The organism is Polynucleobacter sp. TSB-Sco08W16 (assembly GCF_018687455.1).
Taxonomy (GTDB): Bacteria; Pseudomonadota; Gammaproteobacteria; order Burkholderiales; family Burkholderiaceae; genus Polynucleobacter.
On sequence record NZ_CP061291.1, the window covers coordinates 1,645,907 to 1,670,562 of the forward strand.

Here is a 24,656-nt window from a genome sequence, read left to right on the forward strand (position 1 = left end):
TTCAAAACTAGATAAGGGCACTGCGTAAGCAGTGCCCTTTTTATTACAACATCGCTTTTAATAAAGCAGCCATTTCAGATGGGTTCTTAGTTACTTTGAAGCCACACTCTTCCATTACGGCGAGCTTGGCATCAGCAGTATCTGCACCACCGGAAATTAATGCGCCGGCATGGCCCATACGCTTCCCAGGAGGCGCAGTTACGCCAGCAATAAAGCCAACCACTGGTTTCTTCATGTTTTCTTTACACCAACGAGCTGCTTCAGCCTCGTCTGGTCCACCGATTTCACCAATCATGATGACGGCATCAGTTTCTGGGTCTTCGTTGAACATGCGCATGATGTCAATGTGCTTTAACCCGTTGATTGGGTCTCCACCAATACCAACTGCTGTTGATTGACCTAAGCCAATTGCTGTCAACTGACCAACTGCTTCGTAAGTCAATGTACCGGAACGACTCACAACACCGATGCGGCCTTTCTTATGAATATGGCCAGGCATGATGCCAATCTTCAGTTCGTCTGGAGTAATGATGCCTGGGCAGTTAGGTCCAAGCAATAAAGTCTTCTTGCCGCCAGCCGCTTCTTTTGCACGCATCTTGTTACGCACTTCAAGCATGTCACGCACTGGAATACCTTCAGTAATGCAAATAACGAAGTCGAGGTCAGCATCTACTGCCTCCCAAATCGCAGCAGCAGCACCGGGAGGCGGAACATAGATTACAGAAGTAGTTGCGCCAGTTTGCTGAGCAGCTTCTTTAACAGTTCCATAAATAGGAATATTAAAAATTGACTCGCCTGCTTTTTTAGGGTTCACGCCAGCAACAAAACAGTTTTTACCGTTTGCGTATTCCTGACATTTTTCAGTATGGAACTGACCAGTCTTACCAGTAATACCCTGTGTAATAACTTTGGTGTTTTTATTAATCAAAATAGACATATTGAAATTCCCGGATTATTTGTTTTTGGCAACAGCAGCAACTACCTTGGTAGCAGCTTCAGCCATTGAATCGGCGCTAATAATTGGCAGGCCTGAGTCAGCCAGAATCTTCTTGCCGAGCTCTTCATTTGTGCCCTTCATGCGCACAACCAAGGGTACCGTCAGGTTTACTGCTTTACATGCAGTAACAACGCCGTCAGCAATCACGTCACAACGCATAATGCCGCCGAAGATATTGACCAAAATGGCTTCAACACTTTTATTTTTCAACATGATTTTGAAAGCTTCAGTCACTTTTTCTGCTGTGGCACCACCACCAACGTCTAAGAAGTTTGCAGGCTCGCCACCGAATAACTTAATGGTGTCCATTGTCGCCATTGCCAAACCAGCACCGTTCACTAAACAGCCGATATTGCCGTCCAAAGAAATGTATGCAAGGTCAAATTTAGAAGCTTCGATTTCAGCAGCATCTTCTTCATCGATATCGCGGTATGCAACGATTTCTGGATGACGGAATAATGCGTTTGGATCAAAGTTGAACTTCGCATCTAACGCCTTAATCTTGCCGTTACCTTCCAGAATCAATGGGTTGATTTCAACCAATGAAGCGTCGGTTTCCCAGTAAGTCTTGTACAAGTTCTTAAATACATCCCGAGCCATAGGAATAGAGGCATCCGGAACACCAATGCCCTTAGCAACGATATCGCAATCCGCATCTGTCAACCCAATCAATGGATCAACAAATACTTTAATAATTTTTTCTGGATGAGATTCAGCCACTTCCTCAATGTCCATACCGCCTTCGCTAGAAGCCATGATCACATTTTTTTGTGTGCCACGATCTGTAACGATACTGAAGTAGTACTCTTTTTTAATATCTGCGCCGTCTTCGATTAAGAGGCGGTTAACTTTTTGACCCTCTGGTCCTGTTTGATGCGTCTTGAGTTGCATACCCAAAATTTCAGAAGCATATTTCTTCACTTCATCCATGCTTCTAGCCAACTTCACACCACCGCCTTTGCCGCGTCCACCAGCATGAATCTGAGCCTTAACAACCCAAACTGGGCCGCCTAGTTTCTCAGCAGCTTTCACCGCTTCGTCAACACTAAATGCGGGAATGCCGTTTGGTACAGGCACATTAAATTGGCGCAGAAGTTCTTTGCCTTGGTACTCATGAATTTTCATAATTACTCCGAAACGGTATCTTTTTTAGCAAGCAATGAGGATTGGTAAAGCAATGTCGTCAAAATCCCATACCTACTCTGAATTTAGCTAAATTAGCTAAATTTGAATAAATGCGAACGGTTTTACCGACTTCTTAAGTCTAGCATGCTGCAACGCGGCAAATTGTGTCTGCAGATCCGTAATTGCCCTAATCTGGACAATGGCCGCCGATCACCTTAGCGACCACATCGGCACCAAATCCTTTGGATGCCAAGAAGCGATATTGCCTAGCGCGCTCTTTTTGATCTTGCGCTTTTTCGCCATACTTTCTTGCCCACAAATCATAAGCACGCTGAAATTCAGTCTCCTTAAGCACCCCAAGAAGTTTGGCAGACTGCTTTATGTCCACACCCGCTCTCTCGAGCTCGTCAGCAATCTTACGCATGCCATAACGCTCGCTACGCCTTCGAACTAAGGCCTCAGCAAAGCGCTCATCCGATAACCAGCCTCTGGACTCGAAATCATCTAAAACTACCTCAATACTTAAGGCAGTCGCTTGCGGGGTTTGCTCGAGTTGCTCACCCCCCAGCTTCGCCCATCTTGCTTCTGATTCAGAAAGCTTCGCCCTCAAACCTTTACGGCTGTATTCTCGGAGCGATAAAAGACGCAAAGCCCGAGCTTTGAGACTCGGGCTTTGTTTAGGTTTTTTGCTACCTAATTCTGACATCGAATTATTCGACTTCCTCTTCCTCGCTGAGCACGTCAGTCACTACTGCTGAACCGGACTTAACGCCCAATTTCTCGCGGATTCTTGTTTCGATATCTTTTGCAATTGCTGGATTTTCTTTCAAAAACTCACGTACATTGTCTTTACCCTGACCAATGCGATCGCCGTTATAGCTATACCAAGAGCCTGACTTCTCAACTAGATCGGCTTCAACACCCATATCGATGATTTCACCTTCTCTAGAAATGCCGGCACCATACATGATGTCAAAAATAGCTTCACGGAATGGGGGAGAAACCTTGTTCTTGACAACCTTCACACGAGTTTCATTACCGACAACCTCATCACCTTTTTTGATGCTACCGATGCGACGAATATCCAAGCGCATAGAAGCATAGAACTTGAGCGCGTTACCACCAGTAGTGGTTTCTGGAGAACCAAACATCACGCCAATTTTCATACGAATTTGATTGATGAAGATTACCGTTGTATTGGTACGCTTAATGGCACCAGTCAATTTACGTAAGGCTTGACTCATCAAACGAGCCTGCAGGCCTGGTAATGAATCGCCCATATCGCCTTCAATCTCAGCCTTTGGAACCAATGCGGCAACCGAGTCAATGACAATTAAATCAATGGATCCTGAACGCACTAAAGCATCAGCAATCTCTAAAGCCTGTTCACCAGTATCCGGTTGAGAGATCAATAAATTATTTACATCTACACCAAGGCGTGATGCGTACTGCACATCCAATGCATGCTCAGCATCGATAAACGCACAAGTACCACCAAGCTTTTGCATTTCTGCAATCGCATGCAAAGTTAAAGTAGTTTTACCTGATGATTCTGGGCCGTAGATTTCAATCACGCGACCGCGTGCGAGACCACCAACACCCAAAGCGATATCCAAACCGAGTGAACCACTCGACACCACTTGAATGTCTTGACTAATTTCAGCATCGCCCAATCTCATGATTGAACCCTTGCCAAATTGCTTCTCAATTTGTGCCAAGGCTGCTGTTAATGCTTTTTGTTTGTCTCCGCTCATTCCCTCAAATTCTGAGGAGGCTGATTTTCTTTTGTCATCCAAGGCCATTTTTAATTCCCTTTTCGCTATGTATTGGGCTTTTTCCCGAAGTCTTATCTACTGTGTAACAACTTATGAGTCACTGTATATAAAAACAGTAGTATTTGCAAGCGACTTTTTAAAGGAATTTACAGATTTTCTACTAGGCCACGTTCGAGCGGGGTGCGATCCCAATAGAAAAACAAGGGAATGGCTACAGCCCAAACCACGCCAACCAAGACAAATCCAATAGTTTGGCCTCCAGGACCCCAGGCGCCCGCTCCCATCCGAATACCCGCTTCATAGGACATGGGGCCACAAATTCCGCCTAAAACAGCCCCTAAAATGGGCCTGCCGCGAAGCCAAGATAAAGAGCCATTAATGGTGGTAGCTACCAAAACCCAGAGCACCCACATCCATGCTGGAGATAGATAACTTCCAGGCCAGGCATCCTGAAAGTCTAAGTAGCCCAAATGAACTATCAGGGTATCGGCCACAATCCCATAAATTAGCGCCTTACTCAAGAGCCGCATTGAAGTGGCAGGCTCATCCAAGCGCCAAACGTGAAAGGCTATATAAGCCAAGGTAGCAAGAACAGCCCAAAACACCTGTTTATTAGCCGCACCCAATACACAGGCAAACCAACCGAGCTGGAAAAAGACAAAATTCCAAAATTTAGCCATATCAAAGCACCCAACCAGCCTAAGAAAAAGGCCACTGCCGCGGGGCAATGGCCTTTAGATTTGGTGGCGAATCAGGGATTTGAACCCCGGACCTGCGGATTATGATTCCGTCGCTCTAACCAGCTGAGCTAATTCGCCGAACTGGTAATTATAAATGATAGGAGAGACTCTGTCCAAATAAGACTCTGAGGCCTATTTAATCTTAAAAATACTGACCCCTTGGTCACGGCCATACTGAACATCAACCTCAATTGCCTTGGCTAAAAATAGCTTTTTCAGTACTTCATCCTTGTTTTCAAAGGTGATGGCTGTTTGCTCTGGGTAATGCGAGAAGGGATCACTCATTGTTTCAACCGGCACCCCATCAATTTTGATCTGTTTAATAAAGCGCTTGTACAAACGATCCTTTTGGATAAAGATTAAGCGCTTTACATATTTATCAAGGACTAACTTTTGGCCTTGCTCATTCACCTTGAAATAGTAGACCAACTCCTCCTTGCCATTGGTAGTCATATCCCGCTCTTCATCCCATTTAGCAAATGCGACTGGAGCAATAAGCATGTAAAAAAATATTGTGGCTAGCGGCACAGAAAGGCGCATTATTTGCTTTCATGGTTTTATAACGCAGATCTTATCAGTCAATTTTATATATGCGCATCTTATCGATCTCGAGCGGAAAAGTACTTCCTCTATTTGGCAATCACCATCCTAACTACAAATCTGTTGCTTCAGCCATTCATAAAAAAAGCATCAGCAATATAGAGAATCCTATCTCGGTTGAGATCAATCATCTTGGAATTAAAGGTGATGAGCAAGCAGATCTGAGCGTACATGGCGGAATTGAAAAAGCAATTTATGTCTACCCAGCAGAACACTATGCTTTTTGGAACGAACTACTTACTCGTGAAACTAAAAAATCCGTTTCTCTTGAGTATGGTGCAATAGGTGAGAATTTCACTATTGAAGGCTTAGTAGAAACCGAAGTCTTTGTTGGCGACAAATTCATCATTGGAGAGCTCGAATTTGCCGTTGTCAAACTCCGTGAACCTTGCTTCAAATTTAATGCTGCCGTTGCCTATAAGGGTGCCAGTAAAGCGATGCTCCAGTCAGGCTATAGCGGCTGGTACCTACGAGTTCTCAAGACGGGGACGCTTACTGCTGGAGCCTCAATCACCTTGATTCCAGGATCAAGAGATACCTCGATTGCGCAGCAAAATAAAAGTTTATTAGGCAATCGCAATCAAAAAGACTTATGGGAATAAAAAAACCCGATCATTTTGTGATCGGGTTTTTTCGTTACCGCGGACTAAAGATACTTAAATCCGATTAGTCACGTGCATAAATATCTACATCTTTAGTTTCACGTACAAACAATGTACCGATAACCAAAGTCATTGCAGCAATGATGATTGGATACCAGAGACCGTAGTAAATGTTACCGTTTTGCGCAACCAAGGCAAAGGAGATCGTTGGTAATAAGCCGCCGAACCAACCGTTACCAATATGGTAAGGCAATGACATAGAGGTGTAACGAATGCGAGTTGGGAACATCTCAACTAACATCGCAGCGATTGGGCCATAAACCATAGTTACCAATAGCACTAAGTAAACCAACAAGAGCAATACAGCAACATAATTAATTTGTGCTGGATCGGCCTTAACTGGATAACCCTCTTTATTCAAAGCTTCGCGAATCGCCTTTTTGAATTCAGCATCTTTCGCTTTTGCTTCAGCAGGATCAATACCTTTTGATGTGTAACCCGGGATTTCGATATCACCGATTTTCACAACAGCCGTAGTTCCTGCTGGAGCGGCAACAGTGCTATAGCTAGCAGAGTTGGAGGCCATCACTTGCTTTGCAATATCACAAGAGCTAGTGAATTTCGCTGTACCAGTTGGGTTGAACTGGAAGGTACATTCAGCTGGGTCGGCAGTAATAGTTGCTGGTGCGGTTGCCATTGCTTTTTCTAAAGCTGGGTTAGCAAAGTGGGTCAAGGCATTAAACACAGAAACTGGCGTGTTAGGGATGTAAGTAATCACAGCCAATAACAAACCGCCCATGATGATGACCTTACGGCCAATCTTGTCTGACAAGCTACCGAATACCACAAAGAATGGTGTGCCGATTACCAATGAAGCAGCAATCAACAAGTTTGCAGTCTTGGCATCCACCTTCAACACTTGTGTAAGGTAGAACAAGGCATAGAACTGACCGGTATACCAAACCACTGCTTGACCTGCAACCAAACCAAACAATGCCAAGATCACAATCTTCAAGTTCTTCCACTGACCAAATGACTCTGTCAATGGTGCCTTAGATAACTTACCTTCTTCTTTCATCTTCTTGAAAGCTGGTGACTCATTCATGGATAAACGAATCCAGACAGAGATTGCCAACAATGCGATAGAAACGATGAAAGGAACACGCCAGCCCCAAACATCAAAGTCTGGACCTGTGAATTCACGTGTAAACAAAATCACGAGCAAGGAGAGGAACAAGCCGAGAGTAGCTGTTGTCTGAATCCAAGCAGTATATGCACCACGACGACCGTTAGGAGCGTGTTCTGCAACATAGGTTGCAGCACCACCGTACTCACCACCCAAAGCCAAACCTTGAAGCATACGCAATGCAATCAAGATAACTGGAGCAGCAACACCAATCGTTGCATAGTTAGGCAAGATACCTACGATAAAGGTAGCGCCACCCATTAAGAGGATGGTGACCAAGAAGGTGTACTTACGACCAATCAAATCACCCAAGCGACCAAACACCAATGCGCCAAATGGACGCACGATGAAACCGGCAGCAAACGCTAGCAAAGCGAAAATGAAGGCAGAGCCAGCATCTAAGCCTGAGAAGAATTGCTTAGCAATAATTGCAGCAAGTGAACCGTAAAGATAAAAGTCGTACCACTCAAAAACCGTACCTAATGAGGAAGCAAAAATAACTTTGCGCTCTTCAGCGGTCATTGGGGCTGCTTTAGTTGATGTTGACATCAGTAGCTCCTAACTATTTTTTTTAATGAAGTAAAAACAACGGGTCGATTATGCTTTGAAAAAAATCAAAGAAATCCACTACTTAGGGTAATTCCTCATCAATTAAGGGTGGGGTTTTCCCGAGCTCTACAATGTAATAAATGCTAAACACAACATTGAAAGCGGAGATTAAATAAATGCAAGCCAAATGGGGAATTCGAGGAATGGCAGTAGCGCCGCACTCACTCGCATCGGAGTCGGCACTAGCAGTATTAAGAGAGGGTGGTAATGCCCTAGAAGCAATGGTTGCTGCAGCAGCTACTATCGCCGTGGTCTACCCCCACATGAACTCGATTGGTGGCGATTCTTTTTGGGTTGTCCACTCTCCAGGTAAGGCAATGGGCGGCATCGATGCCTGTGGCGCAGCTGCTGGTTTAGCCACCAAGCAGTGGTATGCAGAGCGTGGTATCACTAAGGCGATTCCATTTCGCGGCCCAGTCGCAGCCAATACAGTTGCTGGCACGATCTCTGGCTGGGGTGCAGCGCACAAATTATCTCAGCAGGGTCTAGGCGGCAAAATTCCTCTTTCACGTCTTTTGGCTGATGCCATCTATTACGCAGAAGCTGGTGTGCCAGTTACCTTTAGTCAATCGAGCCTAACTGCGAAAAAACGTGAGGAACTGAGTCCTATTCCTGGCTTTGCAAAAACGTTTCTCGTTAATGGCAAAGCGCCAGCGGTGGGTAGTATTTTTAAACAAGGACGTCTTGCTAAGACCTTGCGTCAAATTGCAGAAAAGGGAACTGATGATTTTTATCGCGGCGACCTTGCAACCATATTAGGTAAAGAGCTCGAGGATATTGGTAGCCCTCTGCGGTTAAGTGACCTGCAGCGTCATCAGGCAAAACTAATTGATCCGCTTGAGCTCAAACACAGCCTTGGCAACGTTTACAACATGATTCCACCAACACAAGGCGTAGTCTCCTTGATGATTATTGGCATCCTTGATCAATTGAATTTAAAACGGTTCAAGGTAGATAGCGCTGAGTATGTTCATCACTGCGTTGAAGCCACGAAGCAAGCATTTAAGATCCGTGACCAATTCGTTACTGATCCTGCTTATATGACAAAACATGCGCAATCTTTCTTATCACCTGCATTCCTGAAAAAACTGGCAAAAAATATTGACCCAAATAAAGCTTTACCTTGGGGCCAAGGTAAAGGGCCTGCAGACACTATTTGGATGGGAGTGATTGATGGTGACGGTAACTGCGTGTCCTTCATTCAAAGTATTTATCACGAATTTGGTGCCGGAATTGTTTTACCAAAATCAGGCGTGAACTGGCAAAACCGTGGTTGCAGTTTTTCCCTAGATCCAAAAACACTCAATCATCTTGAGCCCTATCGCAAGCCATTCCACACCTTAAATCCAGCGATGGCTTTATTTAAAGATGGGCGTTCAATGGTTTACGGAACAATGGGCGGGGATGGTCAACCACAAACACAATGTGCAGTATTTACGCGTACAGCAACTTATGGGCTTGATCCACAAGATGCTATCAGTCGTCCACGCTGGTTACTAGGACGCACCTGGGGTCAAACCAGTGATAGTTTGAAGTTAGAGTCTCGCTTTAGTCCTTGGGTTGCAAAAGAGCTGCATGCAATGGGCCATGAAATTGAAATGCTCGATGCATTTGATGAGACCGTTGGTCATGCAGGCTGCATCATTAGAGAACCATCCGGCACATTACGTGGCGGCTGGGATCCTCGCAGTGATGGAGCTGTTAGCGCGTTTTAGTAATAAATAATTTTGGTACGCGCAGATCCCAATAAATTGCGGCTGCGCGTAATCCAAAGATTGCCAGCATGCACAGCACTGAACCTTGAATCGCATATTGCGGAGCGAAGTTTAGGATCAATACATAGGCGCAACATCCTAACGTTACTGGAATCGCATACAGCTCATGCGACATGATGAGTGTTTTTCTGCCAGCCAAAATATCACGAATCAGGCCGCCACCAATCGCCGTAATCACACCGAGGATGACTGGGGCTACGGGCAAACCAAAATCCATACCCCATGCTTTATCTGCACCCTGAATTCCAAATAGCGCTGCCCCAAACCCATCGATGTAGAGCATCCATCGATAAATTTGAGGTTGAGTAAAAAAGGATTCGGCAACAAAGGTCAATACACTCGCAGCCAATGCAAGCCAGACGTAAATTTGGTTCTCTGACCAAAAAACAGGTGCCTGCAAAATAATGTCACGAATGGTTCCCCCGCCAATTGCAGTAATGAGGCCAAGAACCAATACGCCAAAGAGATCGACTCCACGATCGGCAATCGCCAGAACGCCCGTAACAGCAAACGCCATTGTTGCGATCACACCAATCCAAAATTGAATCTGTTCCATAGCAATTAGTCTAAAGCACTTTGTCCAAACTCAACCTAAACTATTCATCATCAATATACTAATCAATACCAGCTCATTAAGAGATTGATATGAATGCAATTAAACCTAAGTTATATAGTTTTTGGCGCAGCTCTGCAGCCTTTAGAGTTCGTATTGCCCTCAATCTCAAAGGCATAGACTATGAAGTAATCCCCGTCCATTTAAATAAAAATGGCGGCGATCAACTTTCAGAGGCATACACCAACAAGAATCCCAATCGCCTAGTACCGCTATTCGATGATGGAAAAACTCATATTCATCAATCATTGGCCATCATTGAGTACTTAGAAGAAATGCAGCCCAATCCGTCGCTACTCCCTATCTCACCTATTGATCGTGCGTGGGTACGCGCTCTTGCTTTAGATATCGCTAGCGATATTCACCCTATCGATAATTTAAGAGTCTTGCGCTACTTAATAAAACAACTGGGAATTAGTGTAGAAGCAAAAGACACTTGGTATCAACATTGGATAACAGTTGGCTTAGCTAGCTTAGAAAAGCGCCTCAGTAGCGACAGACGTGTGGGTCGCTTTGCCTATGGTGATCAACCGGGTCTCGTTGATATTTGCTTAGTACCGCAACTATTTAATGCCCTAGCCAGCAAAATAGATTTAAGTCCTTATCCAACACTCGTGCGCATCTTAAATGAATGCATGGGGCTTCCTGCTTTTATCAGCGCCTCCTGGGAAAAGCAAATAGATGCGGAAGGATTAAATCCCGCTATTCCACCACAGGCAAAATGACAGGGTAAGCAAGGAACCCACCGTGGTAATCAATACCACCCGAGAAATAATGCTGCCATCTGCTTTGTAATACTGGGCTAACATAAACGGTCCTGTCCCCGTTGGTAATGCACTCAAAATGACAATCGCATTTAACCAAAGTGTGGGTAATTTCAAAATCGGCCCAGCAATTACCCATGCAATGATGGGTTGAATAATGAGTTTAGCAATACTAATACCCCATGCTTGACTGGATACTGCTTTACTTTTTTGTAGCAAAAATAATCCGATCGATACTAAAGCGCAAGGAGTCGCAGCTGCAGCTAAAAATGAAATAATTTGTGCGATAGGGTCATACATTGCTACGTTGCAAGACGCCCACAGTAAGCCGGCAACTGGCGCAATCAAGAGTGGATTACTACAAAGCGATCTCAGTACACTCAAAATAACATCATGGGACTTTTTATGAGACAAGATCCCAATCTCAATTAATACTGTAGCCAACGCAAACATCACAAAAACAATGAAAGTCGCAATGATGGCGGGCGCCAATCCATCTTGCCCCAAAGCTAGCGCACAAAGGGGGATGCCCATATAGCCCGTATTTGAATAGGAGGCGCTGAGGCCATTAAAGCTCGCTGCCGCTAAGTCCCCACTTCTCCAATAGCTAGCACCAAGCACTAAAACAAAAACAATCAGACAACTTAAGAAGAAAGCAGTGATGAATTCTAGTTGCCAAAGTGTTTGCCATCCACTATTGGCTGCAAAATTAAAAAGTTGGGCTGGTAAGGCCAGCCAAACTACGAAGCGATTTAGCTCAATCGATGCACTCTCGCCTAATTTGCCTGCGCGACCACAGACATACCCAATCAGTATGAGTGCAAATACAGGTAGGACTACATTAAATACGTAGAGCAATTGATTTAAATCTTAAGAGATCTTCTTCAAAGTTTTGATATAGCGCTGAGCATTTTTTACGTAGCGCCCAGCAATCGCACCGATACTATTGATTTGCTCCGGACTTAACTCTTTAACTGCCTTAGCAGGCGAGCCAATAATCATTGAGCCATCAGGAAATTCTTTTCCTTCGGTGATGAGTGCACCAGCCCCAACTAAGCAATGCTTACCAATCTTGGCACCATTCAAAATCACTGCGCCGATGCCAACTAAGCTACCGTCGCCAATATGGCAACCATGCAACATGACTTGGTGACCAACAGTCACACCCTTACCAATGATGAGCTCATAACCAGGATCGGTATGCAGAACAGATGCATCTTGCACGTTACTGCCCTCACCAATTTGAATCAGGTCGTTATCGCCACGGATAACAACTTTGGGCCAAATATTGGCATCCTTTTGGAGCTCTACTTTACCAATCACTTCTGCACTTTCAGCAACCCAAGCGCCCTCAGCAAGTTGAGGGACATTTCCATCTAGTTCAAATATGGCCATAAATTTATTATCAATTCTCTAGGGTCATCCCTAATCACATAGAGATATCATTATTCCAATGTCCTAGTTTATGATAGTTCCACATACATATAAGGGAGAACCCATGAAGAAAGTCCTCGTAGTTTTAGCCGCTCTTGCAGCATTTTCTGGCCTAGCGCAGGCACAAGAATCCGTCAAAGTTCTCAGCACACAAGAGCTCGTCAATGTTTGCAAGCTTCCAGCCAGCCCAGAATCACGTAGCTTCTGTATTGGTTATTCAACTGCAATTTATGACACGTATCTAGCTACACGTCATCCCCAGCGTGCAAAACCATTTATTTGTGTAAAACAGCCAGCTCCAGGTCGTGATGAAGTTATTGCTGATTTTGTCAAGTTTGGCCAATCCAACCAACAAGTTGCTGATAAACCAGCCTCAGGTGTTTTCTTGGGCTTCTTGGCCGCACGTTTTCCTTGCGCCAGAAAATAATTCAGACAAGCAAATCAATTCAAAATTAATTTAAAGGATCCGTTGATATGAAAAAAATTATCGCGATTACCGCAGCAATTCTTACAGTAGCTGGCTGCTCAAATATGAGCAATACTGAACAACGTACATTATCTGGCGCAGGTATTGGTGCAGCAGCTGGCGCTGTTGGTACCGCCATTTTCCATGGCAATCCAATTTGGGGTGCCGTTGGTGGCGCAGCGGTTGGCGCAGCATCTGGCTATGTATACGATGCTTACAAAAAAGAGCAGGCATCGGAATACAACGCTGGTTATAACGCTGGCAAGACTAACAAACCTGCAAACGCACCAAACTAATTTAACGCTTTAAGTATTACAGCATCAAAATGCCCAGCTTGTATTAATTTACAAGCTGGGTTTTTATTTGGATGTCACCTGCTAAGGCCTTATGAATCGGGCACTTATTAGCAATTTCGATTAGACGTACTTTCTCTTCCGCGCTTAAGCTGCCAATTAATTGGATATCACGGGTAAACGTCTCAACATCATCTAGACGCTCAATATCTACCGTCACAATCGCATTCTCCAAGCTCATCGACTTGCGACCTGCATACATTTTTAATGTCATGCTTGTACATGCAGCCAATGCCGCACCCAGATACTCGTGCGGAGTAGGGCCAGTTTCTGTGCCGCCATTGCTGGTGTAAGCATCCGATAAGAAATGTAAATCTCCCACGGTCAATTTTTGCTGTAAAGGTCCTTCACCGAACTGCGATACCACTTTTTTCATGATGTCTCCAATTATCTCAAGTCACTATTTTCTCATTACTCATTCAAACCACAGTAGGCTTACTTACTTTTTCCGCCACTGGCAATCCAGCTTTTTTCCACGCACTATAGCCACCCTCCAAATGAGAAACATTAGGAACCCCCATTCTCTGTAAGGTCTCAGTTGCTAAAGCGGATCGCCAAGCAGAAGCGCAATATAAAACTAAACGCCTACCTTCGCCAAAAATAGGTTTGTAATACGGGCTGTCTGGATCAACCCAAAATTCCAGCATGCCACGTGGTGCATGTAGCGCGTTTGGAATCATGCCTTCACGCTCAAGCTCGCGAATATCCCGTATATCTACAAATACCGTACTGGGATCAGCCAATAATTTCTGTGCTTGATCTAAGGGCACCGTTTCAACCTGCGCCATTGCATCATCAATCAGCGCCTGATATCCAATCTTCAATTTCACCAAAATCTCCTAAAGTGAAAGCATCCCAAATCATTGGGCCACCTGCTAACATTCTGCTATGAACTTTACCCCTACAGAACTTGGCGCAAGCATTATTTTTGCAATTGCCGTCCTGCACACCTTTTGCACAGGTTATTTTGAGTCTTTAGCCAAAAATTCTCCAAGGCATGCCGGTCTTTGGCATCTCTTAGGTGAGGTAGAAATTGTCTTCGGTTTTTGGGCTGCTGTACTTGTGATCTACATGTCTCTCATAGACAGCCTGGGCTCTGCTAAAGCATATTTAGACCAACGAAACTTTACTGAACCCTTATTTGTTTTTGCCATCATGATTGTGGCGGGTAGCAAGCCTATCTTATTTGTTTCCACACAAATCCTACATAAGCTTGCACAAGGACTACAGTTTTTATTACGCACCCGTAGCGCACCAACGCTTTATTTTTTAACGCTTGGCATTACCCCACTCCTTGGCTCACTCATTACAGAGCCAGCAGCAATGACACTTGCCGCATTTCTGTTGCGCGACCTAGTCTACCGTCACAAATGCTCGAAGACTTTACTCTTTGGAACTTTGGGTGTTCTTTTCGTCAATATTTCGATTGGCGGCACGCTTACTAATTTTGCTGCGCCTCCCGTGCTGATGGTTGCCTCTACTTGGCAATGGAGTTCAGCATTCATGTTTTCTAACTTTGGATTGGAATCATGCATTGCTATTTTTATCAATGCCCTTGCTGCCACTTTGCTGTTTCATCAGCAGTTGATTGAACCCAACACTGCTAATAAAGAAAATAGAATACCGTTCGCCGTAATTTTCATGCACCTCCTCTTTTTGTTTGGTGTGGTCATATTTGCACACGATCCGATTATTTTTATGTGGTTATTGCTGTTTTTTATTGGTTACACCACCGCCTATCCAAAACATCAAAGCCCGCTAATTCTCAAAGAAGCTTTACTGGTGGGCTTCTTCTTGGCTGGATTAGTGGTCTTAGGAGGCCTTCAAGGATGGTGGTTACAACCAATCCTTGAGATGATGAGTCCTACAGCGGTGTTTTATGGCAGCTTAACGCTCACAGCGATTACCGATAATGCTGCGCTGACGTATTTAGGTTCGCTTGTTACCGGAACCTCATTGGATTTCAAACTAGCCTTAGTGGGCGGAGCAGTGGCTGGTGGAGGCCTTACAGTCATTGCTAATGCACCAAATCCTGCTGGCATCGCCATACTCCGCGGCCATTTTCCTGGCGGCGCTGTGTCAGCTGTCTACCTGCTACTGGCCGCAATACCGCCCACACTGGTTGCGATTGCGGCTTACCGACTCTTATAAGAAGGTCAAACCCGTTCTCACAGTAAAATCTGAGCTTCGCCCCCAGCTATAAACCTGAGAACGGCATATGAAAAAGCTCTATATCAAAACCTTTGGCTGCCAAATGAACGAGTACGACTCGGGCAAGATGGCAGACCTCCTCCATGCTGATGAAGGCATGGTCATGACTGACACTCCCGAAGATGCGGATGTCGTACTCTTAAATACGTGCTCGATTCGAGAAAAAGCAGAAGATAAAGTGTTCTCTGATCTGGGTCGCTTACGTGAACTCAAAAAAACGAAGCCTGATCTATTAATTGGAGTTGGTGGTTGTGTTGCCAGTCAAGAAGGTCAACAAATCGTCAGTCGTGCGCCTTATGTAGATGTGGTGTTTGGTCCACAAACATTACATCGCTTAACAGACCTCATTGCTCAGCGTCGAAAAACTGGAGTTTCTCAAGTAGACATTTCTTTCCCAGAGATTGAAAAGTTTGATCACCTCCCTGCCTCACGCCAGACCCGTGGCTCAGCTTATGTTTCGATCATGGAAGGCTGCTCAAAATATTGCAGTTACTGCGTCGTACCTTATACCCGTGGTGAAGAAGTATCTAGGCCATTTGATGATGTCCTGACTGAGGTTGCTGGACTTGCCAGCAAGGGCGTCAAAGAAATTGTTCTTCTTGGGCAAAACGTCAATGCCTATCTTGGGAAAATGGGTGGCACCGAAGAGATTGCTGACTTTGCGCTTCTCATTGAGTACATTGCAGAAATTCCTGGGGTTGAACGCATACGCTTTACAACCAGTCACCCGAAAGAATTTACACAGCGCTTAATCGATGTTTATGCAAAGGTACCAAAGCTTGTAAGCCATCTTCACTTGCCGGTACAGCATGGGTCAGACGCCATGCTATCGGCGATGAAACGTGGCTATACAGCGCTTGAGTACAAAAGCATTATTCGCAAGATGCGCGCTGTTCGTCCAGACCTCACCCTCTCTAGCGATTTCATTGTGGGTTTTCCAGGGGAAACTGATGCGGACTTTGAGAAACTCTTAAAGATGGTTAGAGAACTAGAGTTTGATAATAGCTTTTGCTTTATATTCAGTCCGCGTCCTGGAACGCCAGCTGCAAACTTAAGTGATGACACGCCCTACGAAGTGAAGCTGAAACGCTTGCAAACATTACTTAGCGTGATTGAAGGACAAGCCAATCACATTAGTCAAAAAATGTTAGGTAATACCGAGAAGGTATTGATTGAAGGTTTGGCAAAAGATGGCGTAAACCTGCAAGGGCGCGCTGAAAATAATCGCGTGATTCACTTCAAAGCACCCGCTCAAAATATTGAGCCTTTCATTGGCAAAATGGCTGATATACAGATTACCGAAGTGCTCAACTACACCCTGAGAGGCGAATTAGTAGGGGCCCATGCAAACTAATCCTAGGCCAAGTAACTCCAAGCTCGTTATCGACATTCAGTTTGCAAGCCCTGCAATTGAGTCTACGATCGAAAAGACCGCCTCTAATGTGCTAATTAGGAAGTGGATTAAATCTACGACTAATAAAGAGGGTCTATTGACACTGCGCTTTGTAAATGCAGCTGAGGGTAAAAAGCTGAACTTTGCATTTCGCAAAAAAGATTACGCTACCAATGTTTTAACCTTTCCTTATGAGCATTCGAAAGGTTATGTTGTAGCAGATATTATTTTTTGTCTGCCCGTGATTCAGAAAGAAGCGAAAGCACAAGGCAAGACGTTAAAGGCGCACTTAGCTCATTTAATTATTCATGGCTGCCTGCATGCCCATGGATTCGATCACGAAGTAGAAAAAGACGCTAAAAAGATGGAGGCTCTAGAAATTGCCCTCCTTAAAAAATTAGGCTTTGCTAACCCCTATCTGTCGCTGTAATTCTTAATCTGACACATTTCTACGCTATTCTTGCAAGATGTCTGACCCCAAATCCCTATTAGATCGCTTAGCTGATTTTTTATCTCCTCAACCGACTAGTCCTAGTGAACGTCGTCAAGAGCTGATTGATACACTCCGCGAGGCCCAAATAGAAGGCCTCATTGATGCCGATGCACTGTCAATGATTGAGGGTGTATTTCAAGTAGGCCAGCTATCTGCACGAGATATCTTGGTGCCGCGCGCGCAAATCGATTGGATTGATATCAATCTACCCCTTTCTGAAATTGTAAAAAGCGTCATTGAAGCTGCACATTCTCGCTTTCCAGTATTTGAAGGAACTCGTGATAACGTCATCGGAATTCTGCTTGCCAAGGATCTACTACGTCACTCCACTGAAAAAGATTTTCAGGTGCGCGACTGGTTACGCCCAGCAGTGTTTATTCCTGAATCAAAACGTTTAAGCGTTTTATTGCGTGACTTTAAAGACAATCGTAATCACTTAGCTGTAGTGGTTGATGAATACAGCGGAATCGCAGGTATCATCACCATCGAAGATGTTCTGGAGCAAATTGTTGGTGACATTGAGGATGAACACGATATTGATGAAGAGGCGGATAACATCATTTCTTTAGATAACGGTGATATTCGCATCAAAGGAATTACTGAACTCGAGCAGTTGAACGACAAGCTTGGCACTCACTTTGCAGTTGAAGACATTGAAACAGTTGCCGGTCTCGTAATTCAGCATCTAGGTCGCGTTCCTAAAATGGGCGAGCTCATTGAAATAGAAGGTATTGAATTTGAAGTGCAGCGCGCTGATCCGCGGCAAATACATATCTTGCTAGCGCGACAAGCATCCAAAAAAGCTGACTAAGGACCCCCTTTGCTTAAGCAGCAATCCTCTAAGAGTCTTTATGCAGTACAAGTGCTGATCCTTTTTTCATTAGGCGCATTACTCGCTGGAGCTGCAGAACTGCCTTATGGCGGCTGGATTCAGATTCCTATTCTCAGTTTTATTTGGTGGCAACTAGATACTCAAAAATCTAAGTCCTTCAAAAACTTTTTTGCTCTTGGATTTGCTTTTGGGCTTGGCTACTTCGTAATCGGCTTGTGGTGGCTCTATATCAGCTTGCATGATGTAGGCGGCATGAACTCGCTGCTTTCATGTGTCGCCGTATTTTTACTTTCAGCTTATGTAGCGCTCTATTTTTCTGTCGCAACAGCATCAATACGTCTTTTTAAAAACACGAGCATGCTTGGATTATTTCTAGCGTCTAGTTGGGTAATAAGTGAGTATTTACGTGGCGAAATATTTACGGGTTTTCCATGGATGGGGCTTGCTGAGGCCCAAGTGAATGGGCCTTTTGCTGGTATTGCGCCTTATGTAGGCGGTCTAGGTTGCACATTTTTAACTGTCTATGTCTCCTGGCAAATCACTAGACTCAAAAATGCATTCTTGAATAGTGCTACATCAATAATCTTCATTGGCGCACTAACAATCATTTCAAGCCTATGGAGCTTTACCAAGCCAACTGGTGAACCCATTACCGTTGAATTAATTCAGGGAAATTTTGCTCAAAGCCTCATATTTAGACCTGAGGGTATATTGAAGCAAATTCAGTTCTATGATGCCTCAATATCGCAGTCACAGGCAGAGCTGGTAGTTGCTCCAGAGACTGCTTTTCCCTGGCCAGAACATAACTTACCTAGCGGTCTTATTGAGAACTTGCAAAGCCTATCCAATCGAACAGGCAATAACTTTCTCTTTGGAGTCATTGGTAGAGACGCTGATGCAACAAATGGTCGAGAGTATTCCAATCGTGCACTAGGCATCTCGCAGAATTCGTCAGCTTATCTCTATGATAAAAATCATTTGGTACCTTTTGGTGAATTTATTCCACCTGGTTTTCATTGGTTTATTAATGCCTTTAGCGTTCCCTTAAGCGACTTTGCAAGAGGCGGAAATGATCAAGCCAATTTCACTGTTCGAAGAAAAAATCAACCCTCGCTTCATGCAGCCATCACTATTTGTTATGAAGATGTTTTTGGTGGTGAACTTGCCAGTCGAATTCGGCGCAATCCAGAATCTACTAATCTCTTGATTAACTTAACTAACTTGGCTTGGTTTGGTCAATCTCAAGCACCCGCTCAACAATTACGACTTTCACAATTGCGCTCCCTAGAAACCGGTCTGCCGGCTTTGCGTGCTACCAACACGGGCATTACCTCGGTACTGGGATCCAATGGGAAGATATTGCAATCCCTGCCAGAATTCACCCAAGGAAGTTTGAACGCCCAAGTGCAGGCCTATTCTGGCAAAACGCCTTATGTCCTCTGGGGAAATATCCCTATTTTGAGTATTTCCAGCCTCCTGCTGATCTGGGGCTTTATTCGTCATCGACGTTTTTAGTCATTTTTGACTCTGCAGCATCCTAGCCATGTAAAATCAATGGCTTAGCCAGGTTAATCATGCTTACTTTTCAGCAAATCATTCTCAAACTTCAAGATTATTGGGACCAACAAGGTTGTGCCCTATTGCAACCTATCGACCTCGAGGTTGGTGCTGGTACGTCTCATACCGCCACTTTCTTACGTGCCATCGGTCCAGAACCCTGGAAGGCGGCCTATGTTCAGCCATCTCGCCGACCAAAAGATGGTCGCTACGGTGAGAACCCCAATCGCTTGCAACACTACTATCAATATCAGGTAGTTCTCAAGCCTGCTCCAGAAAATATTCTTGAGCTCTACTTAGGCTCTCTTGCAGCACTTGGACTTGACCTCAAAGAAAATGATATTCGTTTTGTAGAAGACGATTGGGAAAACCCAACGCTAGGCGCATGGGGATTGGGTTGGGAGGTTTGGCTCAACGGCATGGAAGTTACCCAATTCACTTACTTTCAGCAAGTAGGGGGCTTAGATTGCAAACCCGTCTTGGGTGAAATCACTTACGGTATTGAACGTTTGGCAATGTATATCCAAAACTGTTCAAACGTATATGACCTTGTTTGGGCTGAAGGAATTTCTTATGGTGACGTATATCACCAGAATGAAGTTGAGCAATCTTGCTACAACTTCGAACACTCCAACACTGACCTTCTGTTTGCCAACTTCAGCAACTATGAAAGCGAAGCAAAGCGCTTAATGGAAGTACCGTTGGCATTGCCTGCGTATGAGATGGTTCTCAAAGCTGCGCATACCTTTAACCTCTTGGATGCACGTGGCGCCATCTCAGTGACCGAGCGTGCTGCCTATATTGGCCGCATCCGAAACCTATCTCGCGCAGTTGCCCAAGCTTATTTCGAATCCCGAGAAAAACTCGGCTTCCCTATGTGTCAACGCCAAGCCAAAGTATGAGCACATCTAACTCCAACCCTCAATCAGCCAACTTATTGATTGAAGTATTCACTGAAGAATTACCGCCGAAGTCACTTCGTCGTTTGGGTGATGCCTTTAGTGAGGGTATTTTTAATGCTCTCAAAGCAGCTAATCTCACAACAGAATCATCTGCTGTTAATAGCTTTGCTACCCCCCGTCGTCTAGCAGTTCAGATTAGTAATGTACTCAGTCAAGCGCAAGACTATCCAGTGAGAGAAAAGTTACTGCCAACGAGTATTGCTTATGACGCTGAGGGACAAGCAACGCCCCCCTTACTAAAAAAATTAGCAGCACTTGGCTATGGTGATATTGACCTTGCTACTTTGGAAAAATCAGGCGAAGGTAAGAATGAGGCGCTTTTTCTAAACGTCATTGCAAAAGGTGCAGCGCTCGAGCAAACCGCACAAACTGCACTTGAGCAAACGCTGAGCAAGCTACCAATCGCAAAAATGATGCACTACCAAGTGCTTCAAAAAGATGGCCAGTTAGTCGATGTCCAATTTGCACGTCCTGCGCATCGCATTATTGCCTTGCACGGAAATACGGTTCTCAAGATCAGCAGTCTTGGAATTCATGCTAATAAGCAAACCGAAGGGCATCGCTTCCTAGCGCCCGGGATACTTACTATTAGCGCAGCAGAGCAATACGAGCATGATCTGCAAAATAAAGCAAAAATCATTCCTAGTTTTAGCAAGCGTCGCTCACAAATTGAAGCGGCTTTGTTGAAAGCGGCTGGGGACGATTTAGTCTTGATGCCAGGCAGCTTATTAGATGAAGTGACTGCTCTTGTTGAATGGCCAGCTATTTACGAGTGTCATTTTGATCAAGAGTTCTTAGAGGTTCCGCAAGAGTGCTTGATTCTGACAATGCAAACGAATCAGAAGTACTTTGCTTTGACTGATCAGCATGGCAAGTTACGCAATCGTTTCTTAATTGTTTCTAATATTGAAACAGCTACACCACAGGCCATCATCTCTGGTAATGAACGCGTTATACGCCCTCGCCTTTCAGATGCTCGGTTTTTCTTCCAACAAGACCAAAAGCGTCCATTAGCTTCACGGGTTGCTGATCTTGGAAAAGTGGTTTATCACAATCAACTAGGCAACCAACTTGATCGCACTAAACGCGTTCAGGCGATTGCTAGCAGCATTGCTCAAAAACTCCATGCAGATGAAAAATTAGCCAGTCGTGCAGCAGAGATTGCTAAGACTGATTTGTTGACTGATATGGTTGGAGAGTTCCCAGAGCTTCAGGGCATCATGGGAAGTTATTACGCCAAGCACGATGGTGAAAATGCTGAAGTTGCAGCGGCTTGCAGTGAGCATTACATGCCACGCTTTGCTGGCGATACTCTCCCACAAACTCAAACTGGCACAATTCTGGCTCTCGCTGACAAGCTAGAGACTCTCGTTGGCATTTGGGGCGTAGGTTTGGCCCCTACAGGCGATAAAGATCCCTACGCACTGCGTCGTCATGCACTTGGTATCTGTCGTCTACTTGCAGAAAAGAATCTTTCTTTAAGTTTGCCCGATTTAATCGAATTGGCACGCGCACAATTTTCGCAAAATGAGGTTAAAGAGAAAGCCAAAGCAGCCGACATTTATGAATTCATCATTGATCGCCTTCGCGCTTATCTACGCGACCAGTCGGTGGCCGGTAAACCATTTACGAGTGCAGAAATTGAAGCTGTTCTCAGCCAATCACCAGCACAAATTAATGATTTAATTGAGCGTTTGACAGCTCTACGTGAATTTAATGCGCTACCTCAAGCGGCACAACTAGCTGCAGCCAATAAACGCATCAGTAATATTCTCAAGAAGACGGCTACTGCTATCCCTGCTGCATGCTTAAAAAATCTTTTACAAATCCCAGCAGAAGTTGCCGTATACCAAGCCTTGGAAACAGTCAGCCCAGCACTAAATGCTGCTTATGAAAAGCGTCAATTTGTAGAGCTCCTAAAAGCACTCGTGACTCTGAGCGTTCCAATTGATCAATTCTTTGCAGATGTGATGGTGATGGACCCTAATCCTGAGCTGCGCGATAACCGCTTGGCACTTCTGCAACAACTTCACCAGAAAATGAATCTCGTTGCCGATCTCGGCAAATTAGCATGAGCACTAGCTCTTCTAAGCTCATTATTCTCGATCGTGATGGCGTGATCAATGAAGATCGCGATGATTACGTTAAATCCGTAGATGAGTGGGTGCCGCTTCCTGGAAGCCTTGAAGCGATCGCACTACTGAATCAAGCTGGCTATCAGATTGCGATTGCCACCAACCAGTCTGGCTTAGCTAGAGGTTACTTTGCAATGAGTGATCTGCATGCAATGCACAGCAAGATGGAAAAGTTACTCCAGCCCCTAGGCGGCAATATCGACAGCATTTTCTTTTGTCCGCACACCGATGCTAGTGCATGCGATTGCCGCAAACCAGCGCCTGGACTTATGAAAGAAATCGCCCTGCGTTACAAAAAGACGAACCGTGCCCAACCGTTATTGGGTGTGCCGATTGTTGGTGATTCATTACGAGATCTACAAGCTGGGATAGCTCTAGGTGCATCACCTCATTTAGTGCTGACCGGCAAAGGCCCAAAAACTCTAGCTAAAGGTGGGCTACCAGAGGGCACACAAATTCATGCAGATCTGATGGCTTTTGCAACTACACTGCTAGAAAACCAAGCTTAGGATATTCATGGTCTTCATTCGCTCCGCCCTATTCGCACTTTTCTTACTGGTATTTACGCCAATTTGGTCAGTGCTATGCATACTGGTATTTCCTTTTTTGAGTCCAGAAAATCGCTATAGCTTTATCGGCTTGTGGAACAAAATTGTGATTTGGCTGCTATGGCATCTCTGCGATATACATTATGAAATTCGTGGCATGGAGCATATGCGCGCAGTTTTGAATGAGCCCGTCATTATTTTAAGTAAACATCAATCCGCCTATGAAACGATTGCTTACATAGCGCTGTTGCCAAAGCAGCTCTGCTTTGTCTTCAAGCGTGAATTACTTTGGATTCCTTTCTTTGGCTGGGCTTTGGCTTTACTCAAAATGATTCATATCAATCGTGCCAATAAACAAACAGCGGCTCTATCTGTAGCAAGCCAAGGGCGTAAGCGTTTAAGCGAGGGTAAATGGATCATGCTCTTTCCAGAGGGTACTCGCACTCCACGAGGTTCTACAAAGCCATATCGCAAAGGTGGAGCACGCTTAGCTAGTGCCACTGGAGCATTAGTCATTCCCATCGCCCATAATGCTGGTACTTGCTGGCCAAAAAATAGTTTTTTGAAGCAGCCTGGTACCGTGATTTTTTCAATCGGGCCAGTAATTACTTCAGAGGGTAAATCAGGGGAAGAACTTCAACAAGAAGTAGAAGGTTGGATTGAAGCAGAAATGCGCATAATTGACCCAAGCGCTTATAACTAACTGCTTTTAGGGGGCTAAAACCTTAGCCCACTCGATATACCGATCTACTGAGATATCTTGAGCTCTCGCCTTAAGCTCTATCTCTGAAAGCTTGAGTCTCTCAGAAAAGCTTTGCAAATTAGTGCGGAGCATTTTCCTTCTCTGCGAAAAAGCGGCTGCAACTACCTGTTCTAATGCATTCCATTGCGACTGACTTAAATTGAAATCTCTTCTTGGAATCATTCGCACCACTGCAGAGTTGACCTTTGGGGCTGGATCAAATGCTTCTGGAGGGACCTCGAGAACAAGCTCCATATCATAGCGGGCCTGCAACATCACTGATAGCCTACTGAAATCGGAGCTCCCAGCCAAAGCGACCATTCGCTCTACAACTTCAGCCTGCAACATGAAGACCTGCTCATCAATGTGAGCCGCAGCCGATACTAAATGAAAAAGTAAGGGAGATGAAATGTTGTAAGGCAAATTACCCACAACCTTACAAAGACCTGTTTTACTTGAACGCTTCTGCGCCCACTCATCAAAATTAAATTTGAGAGCATCACCCTCAATCACAGTTAATCCCTTAAGATTTTCCTGATTCCAATACGCCACTAAATCTCGATCAATCTCCAGAAGATCTAATTGATCAAGGTTGCTCAGTAGTGGTCTAGTTAAGGCGCCAAGTCCTGGACCGATCTCAATTACATGCATATCGGGGCTAGGATTAATGAGGGCTACTATTGAATAAATAACGCCTTGGTCTTGAAGAAAATTTTGGCCAAATCGTTTGCGTGCACGATGCAT

General features: G+C 44.7%; 27 protein-coding genes and 1 tRNA gene. 14 read left to right on the top strand and 14 right to left on the bottom strand.

Annotated elements, in window-relative coordinates:
* Positions 1–43 precede the first annotated feature (43 nt).
* The 7 genes from sucD to FD961_RS08230 form a co-directional block, all read right to left on the bottom strand.
* Positions 44–937, bottom strand: coding sequence for a succinate--CoA ligase subunit alpha (gene sucD / locus FD961_RS08200; RefSeq protein WP_215393423.1), 894 nt, complete (start codon positions 935–937; stop codon positions 44–46).
* A gap of 15 nt (positions 938–952) precedes the next feature.
* A complete protein-coding gene (sucC, locus tag FD961_RS08205; RefSeq protein WP_215393424.1) occupies positions 953–2,122 on the bottom strand; it encodes an ADP-forming succinate--CoA ligase subunit beta in 1,170 nt (389 codons plus the stop codon).
* Between the two features lie 187 nt (positions 2,123–2,309).
* The gene (gene recX, locus FD961_RS08210; protein WP_215393425.1) at positions 2,310–2,828 is read right to left on the bottom strand and encodes a recombination regulator RecX; all 519 of its coding nucleotides are present in this window, start codon (positions 2,826–2,828) and stop codon (positions 2,310–2,312) included.
* A gap of 4 nt (positions 2,829–2,832) precedes the next feature.
* Positions 2,833–3,924: a recombinase RecA gene (gene recA / locus FD961_RS08215; RefSeq protein WP_201721694.1), complete on the bottom strand. Its 1,092-nt coding sequence runs from the start codon at positions 3,922–3,924 to the stop codon at positions 2,833–2,835.
* 119 nt (positions 3,925–4,043) lie between these two features.
* Positions 4,044–4,577, bottom strand: coding sequence for a DUF2878 domain-containing protein (locus FD961_RS08220; RefSeq protein ID WP_215393426.1), 534 nt, complete (start codon positions 4,575–4,577; stop codon positions 4,044–4,046).
* 61 nt (positions 4,578–4,638) lie between these two features.
* Positions 4,639–4,715: transfer RNA gene (locus tag FD961_RS08225), tRNA-Met, on the bottom strand.
* A gap of 54 nt (positions 4,716–4,769) precedes the next feature.
* Positions 4,770–5,177, bottom strand: coding sequence for a hypothetical protein (locus tag FD961_RS08230; protein ID WP_215393427.1), 408 nt, complete (start codon positions 5,175–5,177; stop codon positions 4,770–4,772).
* A gap of 50 nt (positions 5,178–5,227) precedes the next feature.
* Here FD961_RS08230 and FD961_RS08235 point away from each other — a divergent pair, with 50 nt between their 5' ends.
* Positions 5,228–5,839 carry an MOSC domain-containing protein gene (locus tag FD961_RS08235; RefSeq protein WP_215393428.1) on the top strand — a complete coding sequence of 204 codons (612 nt, stop codon included), beginning with the start codon at positions 5,228–5,230 and terminating at the stop codon, positions 5,837–5,839.
* A gap of 64 nt (positions 5,840–5,903) precedes the next feature.
* Here the strand turns inward: FD961_RS08235 and FD961_RS08240 are convergent, their stop codons facing one another.
* A complete protein-coding gene (locus tag FD961_RS08240) occupies positions 5,904–7,574 on the bottom strand; it encodes an MFS transporter (RefSeq protein ID WP_215393429.1) in 1,671 nt (556 codons plus the stop codon).
* 176 nt (positions 7,575–7,750) lie between these two features.
* Here FD961_RS08240 and ggt point away from each other — a divergent pair, with 176 nt between their 5' ends.
* Positions 7,751–9,349 (top strand): gamma-glutamyltransferase, encoded by a 1,599-nt coding sequence (gene ggt / locus FD961_RS08245; protein ID WP_215393430.1) that lies wholly within the window; start codon positions 7,751–7,753, stop codon positions 9,347–9,349.
* Here the strand turns inward: ggt and FD961_RS08250 are convergent.
* A complete protein-coding gene (locus FD961_RS08250; protein WP_215393431.1) occupies positions 9,336–9,965 on the bottom strand; it encodes a trimeric intracellular cation channel family protein in 630 nt (209 codons plus the stop codon). The two genes, ggt and FD961_RS08250, sit on opposite strands and share 14 nt — an antisense overlap.
* Positions 9,966–10,054: 89 nt before the next feature.
* On the opposite strand from FD961_RS08250, the gene maiA reads away from it, so the two are divergent.
* Positions 10,055–10,747 carry a maleylacetoacetate isomerase gene (maiA, locus tag FD961_RS08255; RefSeq protein WP_215393432.1) on the top strand — a complete coding sequence of 231 codons (693 nt, stop codon included), beginning with the start codon at positions 10,055–10,057 and terminating at the stop codon, positions 10,745–10,747.
* On the opposite strand, the gene FD961_RS08260 is transcribed toward maiA, so the two are convergent.
* The gene (locus FD961_RS08260) at positions 10,715–11,644 is read right to left on the bottom strand and encodes an AEC family transporter (RefSeq protein ID WP_215393433.1); all 930 of its coding nucleotides are present in this window, start codon (positions 11,642–11,644) and stop codon (positions 10,715–10,717) included. The genes maiA and FD961_RS08260 overlap by 33 nt on opposite strands.
* A 12-nt stretch (positions 11,645–11,656) precedes the next feature.
* Entirely contained in the window at positions 11,657–12,181 is a 525-nt protein-coding gene (locus tag FD961_RS08265) for a gamma carbonic anhydrase family protein (protein WP_215393434.1), read from the bottom strand.
* A 103-nt stretch (positions 12,182–12,284) separates the two neighbouring features.
* On the opposite strand from FD961_RS08265, the gene FD961_RS08270 reads away from it, so the two are divergent.
* Positions 12,285–12,647 carry a Rap1a/Tai family immunity protein gene (locus FD961_RS08270; RefSeq protein WP_215393435.1) on the top strand — a complete coding sequence of 121 codons (363 nt, stop codon included), beginning with the start codon at positions 12,285–12,287 and terminating at the stop codon, positions 12,645–12,647.
* Positions 12,648–12,694: 47 nt separating this feature from the next.
* Positions 12,695–12,982: a lipoprotein gene (locus tag FD961_RS08275; RefSeq protein ID WP_251371257.1), complete on the top strand. Its 288-nt coding sequence runs from the start codon at positions 12,695–12,697 to the stop codon at positions 12,980–12,982.
* Positions 12,983–13,025: 43 nt separating this feature from the next.
* On the opposite strand, the gene FD961_RS08280 is transcribed toward FD961_RS08275, so the two are convergent.
* Together FD961_RS08280 and FD961_RS08285 are read right to left on the bottom strand one after the other, a co-directional pair.
* A complete protein-coding gene (locus FD961_RS08280; protein WP_071466147.1) occupies positions 13,026–13,415 on the bottom strand; it encodes an OsmC family protein in 390 nt (129 codons plus the stop codon).
* Positions 13,416–13,458: 43 nt separating this feature from the next.
* On the bottom strand, positions 13,459–13,869 hold the full coding sequence (locus tag FD961_RS08285) for a rhodanese-like domain-containing protein (RefSeq protein WP_215393436.1): 411 nt from the start codon (positions 13,867–13,869) through the stop codon (positions 13,459–13,461).
* 58 nt (positions 13,870–13,927) lie between these two features.
* Between FD961_RS08285 and FD961_RS08290 the strand changes: the two genes are divergently transcribed.
* From FD961_RS08290 to FD961_RS08330, 9 genes are all read left to right on the top strand, one after another.
* Positions 13,928–15,190, top strand: coding sequence for a putative Na+/H+ antiporter (locus tag FD961_RS08290; RefSeq protein WP_215393437.1), 1,263 nt, complete (start codon positions 13,928–13,930; stop codon positions 15,188–15,190).
* Between the two features lie 67 nt (positions 15,191–15,257).
* The gene (miaB, locus tag FD961_RS08295) at positions 15,258–16,604 is read left to right on the top strand and encodes a tRNA (N6-isopentenyl adenosine(37)-C2)-methylthiotransferase MiaB (protein ID WP_215393438.1); all 1,347 of its coding nucleotides are present in this window, start codon (positions 15,258–15,260) and stop codon (positions 16,602–16,604) included.
* The gene (gene ybeY / locus FD961_RS08300; protein WP_215393439.1) at positions 16,594–17,073 is read left to right on the top strand and encodes an rRNA maturation RNase YbeY; all 480 of its coding nucleotides are present in this window, start codon (positions 16,594–16,596) and stop codon (positions 17,071–17,073) included. The genes miaB and ybeY overlap by 11 nt, the downstream gene beginning before the upstream one ends.
* 37 nt (positions 17,074–17,110) lie before the next feature.
* Entirely contained in the window at positions 17,111–17,947 is an 837-nt protein-coding gene (locus tag FD961_RS08305) for an HlyC/CorC family transporter (RefSeq protein ID WP_215393440.1), read from the top strand.
* 9 nt (positions 17,948–17,956) lie between these two features.
* Positions 17,957–19,483, top strand: coding sequence for an apolipoprotein N-acyltransferase (lnt, locus tag FD961_RS08310; protein WP_215393441.1), 1,527 nt, complete (start codon positions 17,957–17,959; stop codon positions 19,481–19,483).
* A gap of 59 nt (positions 19,484–19,542) precedes the next feature.
* Positions 19,543–20,427, top strand: a complete 885-nt coding sequence (glyQ, locus tag FD961_RS08315; protein WP_215393442.1) for a glycine--tRNA ligase subunit alpha — start codon at positions 19,543–19,545, stop codon at positions 20,425–20,427.
* Positions 20,424–22,562, top strand: coding sequence for a glycine--tRNA ligase subunit beta (gene glyS, locus FD961_RS08320; protein ID WP_215393443.1), 2,139 nt, complete (start codon positions 20,424–20,426; stop codon positions 22,560–22,562). Before glyQ ends, glyS begins: the two co-directional genes overlap by 4 nt.
* Entirely contained in the window at positions 22,559–23,131 is a 573-nt protein-coding gene (gene gmhB / locus FD961_RS08325) for a D-glycero-beta-D-manno-heptose 1,7-bisphosphate 7-phosphatase (protein WP_215393444.1), read from the top strand. The genes glyS and gmhB overlap by 4 nt, the downstream gene beginning before the upstream one ends.
* Positions 23,132–23,138: 7 nt before the next feature.
* Entirely contained in the window at positions 23,139–23,873 is a 735-nt protein-coding gene (locus FD961_RS08330) for a 1-acyl-sn-glycerol-3-phosphate acyltransferase (RefSeq protein ID WP_215393445.1), read from the top strand.
* Between the two features lie 6 nt (positions 23,874–23,879).
* Here the strand turns inward: FD961_RS08330 and rsmA are convergent, their stop codons facing one another.
* Positions 23,880–24,656, bottom strand: coding sequence for a 16S rRNA (adenine(1518)-N(6)/adenine(1519)-N(6))-dimethyltransferase RsmA (gene rsmA, locus FD961_RS08335; RefSeq protein ID WP_215393446.1), 777 nt, complete (start codon positions 24,654–24,656; stop codon positions 23,880–23,882).